This window comes from Bradyrhizobium sp. CB2312 (genome assembly GCF_029714425.1).
GTDB lineage: Bacteria > Pseudomonadota > Alphaproteobacteria > Rhizobiales > Xanthobacteraceae > Bradyrhizobium.
The window spans coordinates 4,439,681-4,454,442 of record NZ_CP121668.1 but is presented as its reverse complement, the minus strand read 5'-3'; the positions used below and the strand labels follow the sequence as shown (position 1 = coordinate 4,454,442).

Sequence of the window (14,762 nt, the reverse complement as noted above, 5' to 3'; positions counted from 1 at the left end):
ATACATGTAACGCCTCAGGCGCCTCTTCCCGGCGCTTCGAAAACTGGATTCAAACTAGCCCCAGATTCGCTCTAGTTTCGTTAAACCCGAGGGCCCACTTTCTGCGATGTGGTTTCCAGTTGCTTGTCGCGGGCCGGCAAGACTCAGGGCCGAGACTCAATCCCAAGACTCGGGCATGATCCAAAGTAGACACCGAAAGTTAACGGAAAGGCAAACTGCGCCATTGAAAAAGCCTGTTCACAACCCCCGGGAAGTTGCTGAAATCGTTGCGATTCAGGCGCTGTCCTTCGTCGCGAGCGAGCCCGAGCGGCTGGGCCTGTTCCTGGCCGAGACAGGGGTCGGTCCGGAGACCCTGCGCAACGCCGCCTCGGACCCCAATTTCCTCCTCAGCGTGCTCGATTTCGTGCTGCGTGATGACGACACCGTGAAGGCCTTCGCCAAGGCCGCGGAACTGCACCCGACCAACGTTGCCGCGGCGCGGCAGGTCCTCGGTGATGCGCTCGGCGACCCCAATTGGGAGCGCGACGTGCCGTGACCGGTCCTGATACGGCCGGGCCCCGCTGCTTCTGCCGGGATTGTCTGGCCGATCTGGATATGGGCGTGCGGCGCTGTTCCGCCTGCGGCTCCCCCCGTCTCGTCCGCCACCGAGCACTGTCGAGCCTGACCATCGCCCATATCGACTGCGACGCCTTCTATGCGACGGTCGAGAAGCGCGACAATCCCGACATCGCCGACAAGCCCGTCATCATCGGCGGGGGCAAGCGCGGCGTGGTGTCGGCCGCCTGCTACATCGCGCGCACCTACGGCGTGCGCTCGGCGATGCCGATGTTCAAGGCCCTCGAGGCCTGTCCCCATGCGACCGTGATTCCGCCCGACATGGCGAAATACGTCCGCGTCGGGCGCGAGGTGCGGCAGGCCATGCAGGCGCTGACGCCGCTGGTGGAGCCGCTCTCGATCGACGAGGCCTTCCTCGATCTCTCCGGCACCGAGCGGGTGCACGGCATGATCCCGGCCAAGGTGCTGGCGCGCTTTGCCCGCAACGTCGAGCGCGACGTCGGCATCACCGTCTCGGTCGGGCTGTCCTGCAACAAGTTTTTGGCCAAGATCGCCTCCGACCTCGACAAGCCGCGCGGCTTTGCGGCACTGGACCTGGAAGAGGCGCGCGTGATGCTGGCGGAAAAGCCGGTCGGCTTCATCTTCGGCGTCGGACCCGCCACCCAGGAGCGCCTCGTGCAGCGCGGCTTCCGCATCATCGCCGATCTGCAGAAGGCCGACGAGATCGAGATGATGCGGCAATTTCCGAGCGATGGCCGCAGGCTGTGGCGGCTCGCGCGCGGCATCGACGACCGCCGCGTCGAGCCTGACCGCGGCGCCAAGACGATCTCCAGCGAGACCACCTTCGAGACCGACATCCGCGATTTCGCGACGCTGGAAAAAATCCTGTGGCGACTCTGCGAGAAGACATCGTCGCGCCTCAAGAGCAGCGAGCTCGCCGGCTCGACGGTGACGCTGAAGCTGAAGACCGCCGATTTCCGCCAGCGCACCCGCTCGCAGTCGATCGCAGCCCCGACGCAGCTCGCCGCAAAGATTTTTTCGATCTGCCGCGAGATGCTGGCGAAAGAGATCGACGGCACAGCCTTCCGCCTGATGGGCGCCGGCGTCAGCGCGCTGCGCGAAGGCTCGCCCGCCGACGACACCGACATGCTGGACCGTCGCGCCGCCCATGCCGAGCGCGCCGTCGACAGTCTGCGCAAGAAGTTCGGCAGCGCCGCCGTGATCCGGGGCATCGCCTATGACGGGCCGGAGAAGGCGCAGGAGTGATCGCGTCCTGTTCAACTCAGTCGCATTCGAAGATCCGTGCACCCGGATAGGCGCGCCTGGCATATCGAACGACCAACTGCCGATCCTGCGTTTCCAGGAACGGCGTTCGGATCTGGCCAGACCCGACGATGAGGTGCCATAAGCCGTTGAGCTTCCGGATGACGACGTTCATTTGAGCTTCCTCGCAGTGACCCGAGTGGACTCAAATTGTAAGAATCTCCCGCCGTCGCTCAATTGTACCAGCGTAAGATCAGCGTATGAGAAGGATTAGAGGGGATATACAAAGGTATGTTGCTTCCGGCTTCAACAGCCGCTGGCGCCAATGGCTTCGCAGGGGCTGAAACGATCTTACCGGTTCGGAGGCTGGCACCGTGACAGGCGAACGCGATCTCGACGCGCTGCTGAGCAACATGAAGCCGGAGATCATGGACGGCATCTTCGTGTTCTGCACGCTTGCACCAAGCGCGAGCATTCCAGCCACCATCAACCCGGTGCTGACCTTCCGCGAACGCGAAGGAACTACGCTGGTGATACGGCACGAGGAGGCCGAACGTGCGGGACTACGGTGCGCATTCCCATCGCGCCTGATCACCCTCGCGGTTCACTCCGCGCTCGATGCGGTGGGCTTTTTGGCAGCAATCACCGCGCGTCTCGCCGCGGCCGGGATCAGCGTGAATGCCGTTTCGGCCTTCCACCACGACCATCTCTTCGTGGCCGTGGACCGGGCTGACGAGGCGATGGCTCTGTTGCAAAACATGAGCGGGACGAACTGAGCCTAGCTAGGCTATGTACTCATAAGCGGCTGGCCGCCCGATGTCTGCTCAACCCCTGACAACGGCGGGAAAGTGGACGTCTCCCGAGGTCGCGGAAGGGCCACTTGCGGACTCACCTCTAGTCCGCACGGTCGAACTATGTTGGCGATAGCTGGACATAGGAAGCAATCAATGATTGTGTCGCGACGACGCCTGAAGGTTGCACTGCTGTGCCTCGCCGAGCAGTTGCTTCAACCCGAAAAGAGTTCTGCGCAGACCGAACTCTCGCCGGAAGTGCAAAATCGACAAGGTGGGCGCATACCTTACCACACCAGTGCCCATATCACGCTCGCAATCGAGTTGAGCTGCTCTTCAACAGGATCAAGCAATGTCGTCGGGTAGCGACGCGGTACGACAATCTTGGCGCCAATTAGCTTGCCTTCGTCCATTTCGCGTCAATCAGGCTACGGCTCGGCGCTAATGAGTCCACATCCTAAATTCGGCTTGATCTAGAGCACGCTCTAGCCTGTAGAGAGACGGCTGGCCTCGATTTCAGGAGACAGCCCATGACAGTGACCGACAACAACAAGGCACTCATTCAGGGCATCATGGATGCGCGCGCACGTCGCGACCCCGGCCCGTTCATCGCCGCGATGGCAGATGATTTCGTCTGGCGCATCACCGGCTCGACGGCCTGGTCCGGCGAGTACGTCGGCAAGGCCGACGTGCTAGAGTGCCTGATGAAGCCTCTCCACCGACAATTCACCGCTCCCACCAGCCTCACGGTATCCCGCATCATTGCTGAAGGCGATTACGTCGTCGCCGAATGCCGGGGCAATGCGACGACGCTGGCCGGCGAGCTCTACGCCAACACGTACTGCTTCGTCATTCGCATGGCGGACGGAAAACTGCGCGAGCTGACCGAGTACATGGACACCGCATTGGTCGAGAGGGTGCTAAGGCCGCCCGGCAGCCAAGGAGGCCGGTGCGGCCTTGAGGCGTCCATGCGGCGACACGGCGGGTCTTTCCCCGCTGACGATCCACTCCTCATAGAATTCGACCTTGGCTTCGATGAGCGCCAAAGCCTGCGTCCAACGATGGATGTTGTCCTGCACGCACTGCTGATGGGCTGCGAGCAGCGCGTGACGCTCGGTCAGCGTTGCTTCGCCGCGTTTCGCAAGCGCCGCATATTCGCGCATCTGTTTGACCGACATGCCGGTGCCGCGCAGGCGCTCCATCAGATCCAACCAGCCAACGTGAAAATCGCTGTAGACCCGTCGTCCGCCGCGATCCCTGATAACGCCGGGGATCAAGCCCTGAGCTTCATACCAACGGATAGTGTGAATACTGCGGCCCGTTCGGCCGGCGACCTCTCCGATGCGAAGCCCTCGCGACATGGCCTTTCCCTTCGTTCGAAACCGCCTGGCGACTGTAACGCGGTTTGCCCGGAGACAGGACATCGCGCACGGATTGCGCGCGTCACCTACCTCGATTGGCCGTTGCTATATTCGGACGGCCACGATGCCATAGTGCCACTGTTTTGCCCGACGCGTCAAAGTAATTTCGCAAAATACGAAATTATGGGCGGTTCCGAGATTGCGCTTCTACTGTGCATGGGGTTGTTTTTCAGTTTTTGCTGGAGCGGAGGTACGGCTATCGGACCGGACGCGAACACAGCGGCAGCACTTTGTCGCGTGTCAGCGGCGCAAGCTTCACCGATCCAGGCGCATTCGGGTCCAGCCATAGGAACTCCTCGATCTCCGCACCGGGATGGACCGACCGCGCGATGGCGATACGGAAGATTTCGGCATCAACCAGCCGCCCCGGCTCGTGTGCAGCCGGCGCGGTGTATCGGCCGAGATACGTCATCTCGCTCGGGTCGACCTCGATCCCGAGCTCTTCGGCCAATTCCCGCCTCAGCGCGGCCTGTGGATGCTCGCCCGCTTCGATCTTGCCGCCCGGTTGCATGAAAGCCTCGGTGGCCCGTTTCCTGACCAGCAGGACATGCCCATCGCTCCGGCTCATCAGCGCAGCCGCGATCCGGATGGAATCATTCGAGGTCATTGCTGCACACTCAATCCGCAACAGCGATCGCTTCGATCTCGATCAGCCATTCCGGCGCGGCGAGCGCGGAGACGCCGACGAGGGTCGAGGCCGGCGGGTCCATGCCCTCGAAGAAAGCCGAGCGGGCCTTGCCGATGATCGGGCGCAGCTCCGGCTTGTAACCGACGACGAAGGTCGTGATCTTCACGATGTTGGCATAGCTCGCGCCCGCCGCCTTCAGCGCATGTCCCAGATTCTGCATCACCTGCGTGGTCTGCGCGGCGAGATCGCCCTCGCCGACAATGCGGCCCTCCTCATCCACCGACACCTGCCCGGAGATGTAGATGGTGCGGGCGCCGGAGGCGGTGACGACGTGGGAATAGGCCGGATTGTGATGAAGGCCGCTGGGGCGGAGATGATCGAGCTTGGGCATGGGGGCTCCCTGGCGTTTTGTTCGTCGAACAGCCTATCCGGATCGCGAGATCGGAGCCAGCGGGAAAGATGCGGCGCGCGATGCTCCGCTATCTCTCCCGCATGCTTTCATGCCGATAGCGCGCAAGCGGCGACAACAGATAGCTGATGATCGAGCGCGTCCCGGTCTTGATCTCGACCGTCACGGCCATGCCAGGTGAGAGATTGACGGATTTGTCCTCGATCAGCATCCGGTCCTTCGCGGGAGCGATCCGGGCCGAATAAACCAGCTCCTGCCCCTTGGGCTCGCTGCTGTCCTGTTCGGTGCCCAAGGATTTGTCGCCATTCTTGTCCGCAGGCTTGTCGCGGGTGATGGCATCGTGTGACACGCTCGTGACCTTGCCGTCCACCAGCCCATACCGGGTGAAATTGAAGGTATCGATCTTGATCGCGACGTCCTGGCCGACCTCGATGAAGCCGATGTCGCGGTTCGACGCCATCGCCTCGATCTCCAGCCGGCTCTCCAGCGGCACGATCACCATCAGCGACTGCGCGGGCGTGACGACGCCGCCGACCGTGTGGATGGCAAGCTGCTGCACGACGCCGTCGACCGGCGCGGTCAGGCGCTGGAAGCTCCTCCTCTGCTCGGCCTTGACCACGTCCTGCATCAGGCCCGCGGCCTTCTGCTCGGCCTTGGCAAGATCGTCCGACAGCGAGCGCTGATATTCGGCCGTCGTCTTCGTCCCGGTCTCGACCAGTGCAGCGAGGGCCGCGTCGACCTCCCTGGACCGGCTCCTTTGAACCACGAGCTCCTGCTGCTGGCCCACCAGATCCTGCAGCTCCTGGAGATAGAAGATCTTCGATCCCAATTCCTTGTCGAACAGCTGCTTGCGCATGTCGACGCGTTGCTGGAGCAGCGGGATGGTCGCTTCGAGCTTGCCGATCATCGCCGTGATCGTGGCCCGCTCGGCCTCCTTCTGCGCGACCTGATGCTCGATCGAGGCCAGCTTGGCCGCCTGCTCGGCGGCCTGGCTCGCCAGGAATCGCTGCTGAACCTTCACGAGCTCGGCGGGAGCGCCTTCCGGCGGATGGAAACTGGCGGCTGGATCGCCGCCGGCGAGGGCCGCGCGCAGCCGCGCCGCCTCGAGCTGCGGGCTGACGAGATCGCTCTTGAGGTGCCCGAGCTCGGCCTCGTTCATCGTGGAGTCGAGATCGACCAGCACATCCCCTGCCTGCACCGTCTGGCCATCGGCGACCTGGATCGCGCGCACCACGCTGGTCTCGAACGGCTGGATCACCTTGGTCCGGCCGCTCGGGATCACCTTGCCCGGTGCCACCGCGACGATATCGACGGTGCCAAGGCAGGCCCAGACGATCGCCACCGCGAAGGCGGCAACGATCACGGCACCGACGGCGCGGCCGACCGGATTGGGCGGCGCCTCGACGATCTCCAGTGCGGCCGGCAGAAAGGCGATCTCGTCCTTGCTCCGCGCCGGAGCCCTGCTGGCCGGAAACGGCACGACCTTGCTAGCTGATTTCATGCAAGCCCGCCTGAAGCCGGAACAGCGTGGCGTAGCGGCCGCCCGTCTTGATCAACTCGTCATGAGTCCCGTCCTCGATCAGGCGGCAGCGATCCATCGTGATGATGCGGTGGGCCATCCGCAGGGTCGACAGCCGATGGGCGATCACGAAGACGGTGCGTCCCTTGGCGATCTGCGCCATGTTCTGCTGGACGATCCGCTCGCTCTCGTAGTCGAGCGCGCTCGTCGCCTCGTCGAGGATCAGGATGCGCGGATTGGTCATCAGCGCCCGCGCGATGGCGATCCGCTGCCGCTGGCCGCCGGACAGCGTGCTCCCCTGCTCGCCGACGACCGTGTCGTACCCTTCCGGAAGCTCGAGGATGAAGTCGTGCGCCCCGGCGAGCCTCGCGGCTTCGATGACGCGCTCGATCGGCATGGAGGGATCGGCGAGCGCGATGTTGTCGCGGACGGTGCGATTGAACAGGATGTTCTCCTGGAGCACGATGCCGATCTGCCGGCGCAGCCAGGCCGGATCGACCATCGCGAGGTCAGTGCCGTCCACCAGCACACGCCCGCTCTCGGGCACATAGAGCCTCTGGATCAGCTTGGCGAGCGTGCTCTTGCCCGATCCCGAGGTGCCGACGACCCCAACGAATTGCCCCGCCGGCACGCTCAGGCTCACATCGCTGAGAATCTCGGGACCGTCGATGCGGTAGCGAAAGGTGACGTGCTCGAACTTGATGTCGCCGCGGATCGCAGGCAGCGCCGCGCGCCCCGGCGTGTAGACGGGCTCTGCCGGCGTGTTCAGGATGTCGCCCAGCCGCTGCACCGACAACCGCGCCTGGTGGAAATCCTGCCAGATCTGCGCCAGGCGAAGCACCGGCGTGCTGACGCGCCCCGCCAGGAGATTGAAGGCGACCAGCTCGCCGACGGTCAGATCGCCGCCGATGACGAGCCTCGCGCCGAAATACAGGATCGCGGCGGTCGCGACCTTGCTGACGAACTGGATGGCCTGGCTCGCGGTATTGCCGAGGCTGATGACGCGAAAGCTCGCCGCCACGTAAGCAGCGAGCTGCTCCTCCCAGCGCCGCTGCATCTGCGGCTCCAGCGCCATCGCCTTCAGCGTCTCGACGCCCGTGACGCATTCCACCAGGAAGGCCTGGTTCTCCGCACCACGCTGGAATTTCTCGTCGAGGCGCCCGCGGAAGGCTGGACTGACGCCGGCCGAGACCGCGATGTAGAACGGAAACGAGGCCAACGTGATCAGCGTGAGCAGCGGCGAATAGAACCACATCACCGCGATGAAGACGATGGCGAAGAAGAGATCGATCGCGATGGTCAGCGCCGAGCTGGTGAGGAAATTGCGGATGTTCTCCAGCTCCCGCACCCGCGCGACCGAGTCCCCCACCCGGCGCGCCCGGAAATAGCCGATGGGCAGCGCCAAGAGATGCCGAAACAGCCGCGCGCCCAATTCGACGTCGATGCGATTGGTCGTGTGCGAAAACAGATAGGTGCGGAGCGCGCCGAGGATCGTCTCGAAGATCGCGATCGCGACCAGCCCGGTCACGACGACGTCCAGGGTGGTCATGCTGCGATGGACCAGCACCTTGTCGATCACGACCTGGAACAGCAACGGGGAGACCAGCGCGAACAGCTGGAGGAAGAGCGAGCCGACCAGCACCTCGCCGAGCAGCCGCCGGTATTTGTGGATCGCCCCCAGGAACCAGGTGATGTCGAAGCGCCGCGAGAGATCGGTCAGCAGCGAACGCTTGGCGACCAGGATCGCCCGGCCGTCCCATACGGCCTCGAACTTGGCCCGGGTCATCAGGTCCGGCTTCGCGGCATCCGGCACCTGGACGATGATCTTGTCCTCCCCGGCCTTGCCGAGCAGCAGAAACCCGCCGTCGCGCAAGACTGCAATGCACGGCATCGGCAATCCGCCAAGCCGCTCCCATCTCGTGGAGACGGACTTGGCTTTCAGGCCGAAGCCCTTTGCGCAACGCAGGATCTCGGTGACACCGATCGTGTTGCCGAATTGATGCCGGACCTGGTCCGGGCTCGCCCCCACGCCGTTCAAACGCAACAAGGCGACGATCGCGTGAAGGCCCGGGTCTCCGGACGGCTCTCGGGCCACGTCTTCAGCCATGTGCCGCCCCGTCATGTCTCAACCCGGTCACGCGCGCACACCTCGGCGGCCGCGCGGAAACTCATATGATATTCCGACGATATATGTTATATAATGCAAACGCGACTCACATACGAACGTAAATTCAATTGAACGGCGATCCCGACGCCTGCGATCAGGGGTCTTACTCAACGCCGACGACATTTGGGTGAACCCTATCTTCAGGCCCGCATCGCTCTCTGCATCAACAAAAATAGGCCCCGTTTGGCCCTCGTCATCGAAAATGCACCGATCAGCTCGTCAAGATCGGCTCGTCATCTTTGGCGGCGTCGTTCGGCGCGAACCGACGCGTCAACGCGACGCAACATCACATAACAATGGATAGGAATAAACCATCACTCACTGTGTTATGATAACAAAATTGATGCGTATATCGTAATTGCCTACCCGTCGCCGCGACACCGACGGCCCGGTCTTTGCGATAGCGACAGCCAGCCATTCCGCACCAAAACCGTCAGATGAAGTCCATTTAGCCGACCGCTCACCTATGAATATTGCGCACGCCCCATCACCCGCTCCGGGCGCGAACGGCTCACCTCGGCCCCCGGCGCCGGGACCGGGCTCTGGCGCGCCATCGCCGCAGAGCGCGCGGGCGCCGTCGGCGGGGCCGGACAAGCTGCCATTCCGTCCGCCAGCCGACGTCCCGACCCAGTCCGGCCCGCTCGGCATCCGCTTCGACTTCAACGACGGCTGCCGGGTGTTGCTCCCCGACGGCAACGGCCCCTACCGGGTCAGGCTCAGCGACATCGACAGCGGCAATGTGCTGTTCGAAACCGAGATCAAGTCGGGCCGCATCAATTCGACCAAGCGCTACTTCGTGCGCATCCGTCTCGAAATATGGATCAAAGGCGAGGTCGTCCTCCAGCACGACTATTCAGCCACAGGTCGCGACGTCCTGATCCAGCTTCCCGAGATGACACTCGGCGATACGATCGGGTGGTTTCCCTACGCGGACAGATTTCGCGCCCTCCACGGCTGCCGCCTGACCTGCACGATGTCCGAAAAGGTCATCCCGCTGTTCCGCACGGCCTATCCGGACATTACGCTGCTCGGTCACGGCGAGGTCGATCCACGCCGCTACTACGCGACGTACAATATCGGGCTGTTCTTCGACGATCAGGACCATGTGTTTCAGCCCTGCGACTTCCGCCATATCGGTCTGCATCGCACCGCCGGCTACATCCTCGGCGTGGATCCGGCCGAGCAGCCACCACGCATTGCGGTGGCCGATGACACCCCTCCGATATCCGAGCCTTATGTCTGCATCGCCGTGCAGAGCACGACGCAGTGCAAATACTGGAATAATCCGCACGGCTGGCGCGAGACCGTCCGCTTCCTGAAGCAGGCGGGCTATCGCGTGATCTGCATCGACCAGAAGCCCGTTCACGGCTCCGGCGTGGTGTGGACGCAGATTCCGCACGGCGCCGAGGACGAGACCGGCGACCGCCCGCTGCAGGAGCGCGCGCGCTGGCTCAAGCACGCGGACTTCTTCATCGGCCTGTCGAGCGGGCTGTCATGGCTCGCCTGGGCGACCGGAACGCCGGTCGTGCTCATCAGCGGCTTCACCCATCCGACCAACGAGTTCACGACGCCCTACCGCGTCGTCAACTATCACGCCTGCAATTCCTGCTGGAACGATCCTGTTCACAGGTTCGACCACAAAGATTTCCTGTGGTGTCCACGCCACAAGGATACGCCGCGACAATTCGAGTGCACGCGGTTGATCACCTTCGACCAAGTGAGACGCACAATCGAGACCATCCCGGGCTTCGGGACGCGAAACGGACATAGGACACAGTGAATTTTACCAGGAGAAATGCGATGACTGACACAGTACAGCCGGGCGACACTCTGGAGGTCGGCTCCGGGGCGACCGTCGACGGGACCTTGGTCCTGTGGAACGGCACGCTCGAGATCCACGCCGGCGGCACCGCCAACGGGACGGTCGTCAATGGCGGCGGCGTGCTGGTGGTGGACGCCGGCGGAACGGCTGTCGACTCTTTCCTCGGCGGGCTTGCCGTCGAGAACGTATTCGGCACCGACATCAATGCGACGATCGCCGGCGGCGCCGTCATGAACATCTTCAACGGTGGCAAGGCGATCGACACCACCTTGGACGGCGCCACGCAGAACGTCTACTCCGGCGGCACGGCGAGCGACACGACCGGCGGCGGCGTTCAGGCCATCTATGACGGCGGCATCGCGACCGGAACCAACCTGAGCGCCGGCGCGCAATGGGTCTATTCCGGTGGCGTGGCCAGCGGCTCGACGCTCGGCAACGCCATCTACCAGGCCGTCTATGGCGGTGCGACCGCGAGCGGCACCACCATTGCCGGGGGCCAGCAGGACATCATCGGCCTTGCGATCAACACGACGATGACCAGCGGGTGGCAGTTCATCGGAAGCGGCGGTGTCGCGAACAACACCACCATGAGCGGCGGCTTCGCATATGTGCTGGCCGGCGGCACCGCCAACGGCACGCATATGAGCGGCGGCTCCCAGATCGTCTGGGATGGCGTCGCCAACAACACGGTGATGACCGGCGGCACGCAGACCGTGCTCGGCGGCGGCGTGGTGAGCGGCACGACCCTGACGAGCGCAACACAGCTGGTGCAGATCTACGGCACGGCGCTCGCCACCGTGGTCAACCGCGGCGGCTACGAAATCGTCACCTCGGGCGGCGTGACCAGCGGCACGATCGCCAATAGCGGCGGCTACGAGTTCGTCAGCGCAGGCGGAAGCTCGTTCGCGACTACGGTCAACCGCGGCGGCTACGAGATCGTCAGCGCCGGTGGTACCTCGACAAACACGACCGTCAATTCCGGCGGCTACGCGGTGATCGACACCGGCGGCATCTCGAAGAATGCCACGGTGCTGACCGGCGGCTACGCCATGATCCAGGTCGGCGGCCTTGCGACGAACATGGTCATCAGCGGCGGATACCAGTTCGTCTACGGCACTGCGGATAACACCACCAACCTCGGTGGCATCGAATACGTCTATGGCGTCGTCGACGATACCGTGATCGGAAATCACGGCAAGGAGAACGTCATGGGCGTCGCCAACGACACGGTGGTGAACAGCGGCGGCCTCCAGACCGTGTCCGGCGGCATCACCAACGGAACGATCGTCCACAGCGGCGGCGTCGAGCTCGTGAACAGCGGCGTGGCCAACGGCACCATCATCTCCGGTGGTCTCGCGCATGTTGCCGTGGGCGGCGCTGCGGTCGACGTCACGTTCGAGGGCGAAGGCGGCACGCTTCAGCTCGACAGCTCCGACCTGTTTTCGGGTCAGATCTCCGGCTTCGGCGATACCGACATCATCGACCTCCGCGACATCGCTTTCGGCGCGGGGACGACGCTGGGCTACGCGGCCGATCCCGGCAATGGCGGCGGCACGCTGACAATCAGCAACGGCGTCAATTCGGCCTCGCTGGCCCTGCTGGGCCAGTACTCGGCCGCGAACTTCGCGTTGGCTTCGGATGGACATGGCGGCACCATGATCACCGAGCACGTCGTCGTGCCGCAGGCGAACCTCGCGCCCAACGCCCTTGCGGCCTGATCGCGACACGGGCGGCGGAGCCCGGCTCCGCCTGCCCTGAAACATCGAGGGCGCAGCCTTTCCGAGGCTGCGCCCTTTTACTTCGGGCTGTTGGCTCGCCTACGTGCGTCGGGAGTCGACGCTCAGTTACAGGGATTGCTGTCCTTGACGTCGAACTTGCCCATGGCGCCGGAAATGACGAAATCATTGTAGTCGAGCACGAGCTGGCGGGAGACGCCGTTCTCGTAGAGCTCGAACGCCATCGCGTAAACCGGGGTCTGCTCGCCTTCCTTCTGCTGGGACTCGCGGTCGAAATAGCTGACGGTGACGGGCCAGCGCTTGAGCGACTTCATGTGCTCGTCGGAGGTCGACGGATCGGACGAGATCGTGCGGTCGGCGGGGATCGGCTGGCCGATCACGGTCAGCGTGTTGTAGACTTTCTGGCCGTCGTCCGAGCCGTCATAGACGGAGAGCTCGAGCAGCGACTTGCCGTCCTTTGCCGCCGCGATGATGCGCTGGATCTGCTCGGTCGGGAACACGATCTTGCCGTCGAGGGTGAAGGTCTTGGGTGCCGGCAGCTTCAGCTTGACGTTGATGTGGTCGCCGTCGCGCTCCGCCGAGCCGTCGACCCGGCCGGCATCGGCCTCGTTCATCCGCGTCTCGATCTTGAAGCGGTAGCTTTTTCCCGCGGCATCCTCCCAGGAATTGGAGCGGAGGTCACTGAGCGTGACCTTGCCCTCGCCGCTGTCGAGCTCGGAGACCTGGCGGAATTCCGAGGTGTAGCCCTCGCAGGCACTCCCGGTGAAGTTGTAGAGAATGCGGCCGCGCGCGCTGTTGATCGAATTGGAGCGCGATTTCACCAGGCTCAAATCGTACAGCGCCTGGTGCGCGAGGAACGGACCGTTGGCGGCCTGCGCCCCGCAGCCAGGGCCGAAACTGGCCGCAGCGAGCGCCATCACACCGAGCGAAGTCCGGAAAAGGTGCACCATGTCTGTTCCTTGGGGACGCGTCCTTGGCGAGCGCAGATTCGACATTTTAATGACTGTTCCATTGCGTCGCAACTGAGGCCGTTTCACGTAAAGTTGCGGCCTTTGCGTTGAACCGCCTGCCCTGCCTCAACAAAATGCGGTGCCTCCGGTTGCTTGCATGTGGCGGTACGATGGGCGAAACAGGACGCGCCGGGCCAACAGATAGCGCCCGGGCTGAGGAATCCTGGACGAATTTTTGGACAACGAGGTCGAACATGGCGGGCACGGTCGAGCAGAAACTGGCGGAACAGGGCATCAAGCTGCATGAGGCCCCCACCCCGGTGGCCAATTACGTGCCGTTCGTGCGCACCGGCAATCTGCTGTTCGTCTCCGGCCAGGTCTGCTTCGACCCCGCCGGCAAGCTGATCGCCAAGGGTAAGCTCGGCGCCGGCGTCTCGATCGAGGACGGTGCCGCGGCCGCGCGCGGCTGCGCGGTCAACCTGCTGGCCCAGGTCAAGGCAGCGCTCGGCGAGCTCGACAAGGTCGTGCGCGTGGTGCGCCTCGGCGGCTTCATCAACTCTGCGCCGGACTTTTTGGACGGGCCGAAGGTGCTGAACGGCGCCTCCGACCTGATGGTCGCCGCCTTCGGTGACAAGGGCCGCCATGCTCGCACCACCGTCGGTGTCGCCTCGCTGCCCGCGGATGCGGCGGTCGAGGTCGAAGGCGTGTTCGAGGTCGCTTGAGGCGCATGCGCGCTCCGGATTGGCTGACAGCCCGACCGGTCGCTCATCGCGGCCTGCACGACATTTCGCGCGGCATCGTCGAGAACATGCCGGGCGCGGTGCAGGCTGCGATCGCGGGCAATTTCGCGATCGAGGTCGACATCCAGCTCTCAGCCGACGGCGAGGCGATGATCCATCACGACCACGCGCTCGGCCGCCTCACCGAGGCGACGAGCGAGGTGGTCTCGAAGACCGCAGCGGAGCTGAGGGCGATCAAGTTCAAGGACACCGACGAGCGGATGATGTCGCTGTCCGACCTCTGCGCCATGGTCGCCGGCCGCGTGCCGCTGGTGATCGAGGTGAAGAGCCATTTTGGCGGCGACCGCAAGCTGGTGAAGCGGATGGCCGAGGTGCTGGCGTCCTATGACGGCCCCGCCGTCGGCATGTCCTTCGATCCCGACCAGGTGCTGGCGCTGCGCGAGCTGTTGCCGAGCCGCCCGCGCGGCATCGTCGCGCAGCGGACCTATGAGGACGAGTACTGGGCCTACCTGACGCAAGAGCAGCGCGACAGCATGCTGTACCTGCGCCACGGCTTTCAGACCCAGCCGCATTTCGTCGCCTTCAAGGTCGACCACCTCCCAGCCCCCGCCCCCTGGATCGCCCGCAATCTGTTCGGCTGCGCCCTGCTGGGCTGGACCGTGCGCACACCCGAGCAGCGGACGCGGGTCGGGCAGTATGCCGATCAGATGATCTTTGAGGGATTCGTGCCGTAGGCATGATGGTCCCACCCTTGAAGTCGC

The 14,762-nt window shown here is 64.0% G+C and carries 14 protein-coding genes and 1 pseudogene; 8 read left to right on the top strand and 7 right to left on the bottom strand.

Translation table 11 applies throughout. From position 1 onward, the window contains the following. Positions 1 to 223 precede the first annotated feature (223 nt). Positions 224 to 535, top strand: a complete 312-nt coding sequence (locus tag QA642_RS21830) for a DUF3572 domain-containing protein (RefSeq protein WP_283086447.1) — start codon at positions 224 to 226, stop codon at positions 533 to 535. After that, positions 532 to 1,821 (top strand): DNA polymerase IV, encoded by a 1,290-nt coding sequence (locus tag QA642_RS21825; RefSeq protein WP_283086446.1) that lies wholly within the window; start codon positions 532 to 534, stop codon positions 1,819 to 1,821. The genes QA642_RS21830 and QA642_RS21825 overlap by 4 nt, the downstream gene beginning before the upstream one ends. 16 nt (positions 1,822 to 1,837) lie before the next feature. On the opposite strand, the gene QA642_RS21820 is transcribed toward QA642_RS21825, so the two are convergent. Then, positions 1,838 to 1,993 carry a hypothetical protein gene (locus tag QA642_RS21820; protein ID WP_283086445.1) on the bottom strand — a complete coding sequence of 52 codons (156 nt, stop codon included), beginning with the start codon at positions 1,991 to 1,993 and terminating at the stop codon, positions 1,838 to 1,840. A gap of 199 nt (positions 1,994 to 2,192) precedes the next feature. On the opposite strand from QA642_RS21820, the gene QA642_RS21815 reads away from it, so the two are divergent. Further along, complete coding sequence (locus QA642_RS21815; RefSeq protein WP_283086444.1) at positions 2,193 to 2,594, top strand: ACT domain-containing protein; 402 nt, start codon at positions 2,193 to 2,195, stop codon at positions 2,592 to 2,594. A 329-nt stretch (positions 2,595 to 2,923) separates the two neighbouring features. Then, positions 2,924 to 3,007 (top strand): annotated as a pseudogene (locus tag QA642_RS21810) (IS5/IS1182 family transposase); the annotation flags it as partial. Positions 3,008 to 3,529: 522 nt separating this feature from the next. Here QA642_RS21810 and QA642_RS21805 read toward each other — a convergent pair. The 5 genes from QA642_RS21805 to QA642_RS21785 all read right to left on the bottom strand — a co-directional run bounded on the left by QA642_RS21805 (position 3,530) and on the right by QA642_RS21785 (position 8,693). Beyond that, entirely contained in the window at positions 3,530 to 3,970 is a 441-nt protein-coding gene (locus tag QA642_RS21805; protein ID WP_283086443.1) for a MerR family transcriptional regulator, read from the bottom strand. Between the two features lie 256 nt (positions 3,971 to 4,226). Beyond that, complete coding sequence (locus tag QA642_RS21800; RefSeq protein ID WP_283086442.1) at positions 4,227 to 4,637, bottom strand: NUDIX domain-containing protein; 411 nt, start codon at positions 4,635 to 4,637, stop codon at positions 4,227 to 4,229. Between the two features lie 10 nt (positions 4,638 to 4,647). Then, a complete protein-coding gene (locus QA642_RS21795; protein WP_283086441.1) occupies positions 4,648 to 5,049 on the bottom strand; it encodes a RidA family protein in 402 nt (133 codons plus the stop codon). Positions 5,050 to 5,137: 88 nt separating this feature from the next. Further along, entirely contained in the window at positions 5,138 to 6,568 is a 1,431-nt protein-coding gene (locus QA642_RS21790; RefSeq protein WP_283086440.1) for an HlyD family type I secretion periplasmic adaptor subunit, read from the bottom strand. Continuing rightward, complete coding sequence (locus QA642_RS21785) at positions 6,555 to 8,693, bottom strand: type I secretion system permease/ATPase (RefSeq protein ID WP_283086439.1); 2,139 nt, start codon at positions 8,691 to 8,693, stop codon at positions 6,555 to 6,557. Before QA642_RS21785 ends, QA642_RS21790 begins: the two co-directional genes overlap by 14 nt. Before the next feature lie 526 nt (positions 8,694 to 9,219). Between QA642_RS21785 and QA642_RS21780 the strand changes: the two genes are divergently transcribed. Beyond that, positions 9,220 to 10,533, top strand: a complete 1,314-nt coding sequence (locus QA642_RS21780) for an autotransporter strand-loop-strand O-heptosyltransferase (protein WP_283086438.1) — start codon at positions 9,220 to 9,222, stop codon at positions 10,531 to 10,533. A 20-nt stretch (positions 10,534 to 10,553) separates the two neighbouring features. After that, positions 10,554 to 12,293: a hypothetical protein gene (locus QA642_RS21775; protein ID WP_283086437.1), complete on the top strand. Its 1,740-nt coding sequence runs from the start codon at positions 10,554 to 10,556 to the stop codon at positions 12,291 to 12,293. A 122-nt stretch (positions 12,294 to 12,415) separates the two neighbouring features. On the opposite strand, the gene QA642_RS21770 is transcribed toward QA642_RS21775, so the two are convergent. Beyond that, the gene (locus QA642_RS21770) at positions 12,416 to 13,261 is read right to left on the bottom strand and encodes a cell envelope integrity EipB family protein (RefSeq protein WP_283086436.1); all 846 of its coding nucleotides are present in this window, start codon (positions 13,259 to 13,261) and stop codon (positions 12,416 to 12,418) included. A 254-nt stretch (positions 13,262 to 13,515) separates the two neighbouring features. On the opposite strand from QA642_RS21770, the gene QA642_RS21765 reads away from it, so the two are divergent. Together QA642_RS21765 and QA642_RS21760 are read left to right on the top strand one after the other, a co-directional pair. Then, complete coding sequence (locus QA642_RS21765; protein ID WP_283086435.1) at positions 13,516 to 13,983, top strand: RidA family protein; 468 nt, start codon at positions 13,516 to 13,518, stop codon at positions 13,981 to 13,983. Positions 13,984 to 13,988: 5 nt separating this feature from the next. Continuing rightward, positions 13,989 to 14,735, top strand: coding sequence for a glycerophosphodiester phosphodiesterase (locus tag QA642_RS21760; protein WP_283086434.1), 747 nt, complete (start codon positions 13,989 to 13,991; stop codon positions 14,733 to 14,735). Positions 14,736 to 14,762: the final 27 nt, after the last annotated feature.

Bases quoted from the DNA above. Each gene is read 5' to 3' on its own strand.
- QA642_RS21765 (WP_283086435.1), top strand. From the start codon at position 13,516: ATGGCGGGCACGGTCGAGCAGAAACTGGCGGAACAGGGCATCAAGCTG.
- QA642_RS21770 (WP_283086436.1), bottom strand. From the start codon at position 13,261: ATGGTGCACCTTTTCCGGACTTCGCTCGGTGTGATGGCGCTCGCTGCG.
- QA642_RS21805 (WP_283086443.1), bottom strand. From the start codon at position 3,970: ATGTCGCGAGGGCTTCGCATCGGAGAGGTCGCCGGCCGAACGGGCCGC.
- QA642_RS21800 (WP_283086442.1), bottom strand. From the start codon at position 4,637: ATGACCTCGAATGATTCCATCCGGATCGCGGCTGCGCTGATGAGCCGG.
- QA642_RS21790 (WP_283086440.1), bottom strand. From the start codon at position 6,568: ATGAAATCAGCTAGCAAGGTCGTGCCGTTTCCGGCCAGCAGGGCTCCG.
- QA642_RS21820 (WP_283086445.1), bottom strand. From the start codon at position 1,993: ATGAACGTCGTCATCCGGAAGCTCAACGGCTTATGGCACCTCATCGTC.
- QA642_RS21785 (WP_283086439.1), bottom strand. From the start codon at position 8,693: ATGGCTGAAGACGTGGCCCGAGAGCCGTCCGGAGACCCGGGCCTTCAC.
- QA642_RS21760 (WP_283086434.1), top strand. From the start codon at position 13,989: ATGCGCGCTCCGGATTGGCTGACAGCCCGACCGGTCGCTCATCGCGGC.
- QA642_RS21795 (WP_283086441.1), bottom strand. From the start codon at position 5,049: ATGCCCAAGCTCGATCATCTCCGCCCCAGCGGCCTTCATCACAATCCG.
- QA642_RS21780 (WP_283086438.1), top strand. From the start codon at position 9,220: ATGAATATTGCGCACGCCCCATCACCCGCTCCGGGCGCGAACGGCTCA.
- QA642_RS21775 (WP_283086437.1), top strand. From the start codon at position 10,554: ATGACTGACACAGTACAGCCGGGCGACACTCTGGAGGTCGGCTCCGGG.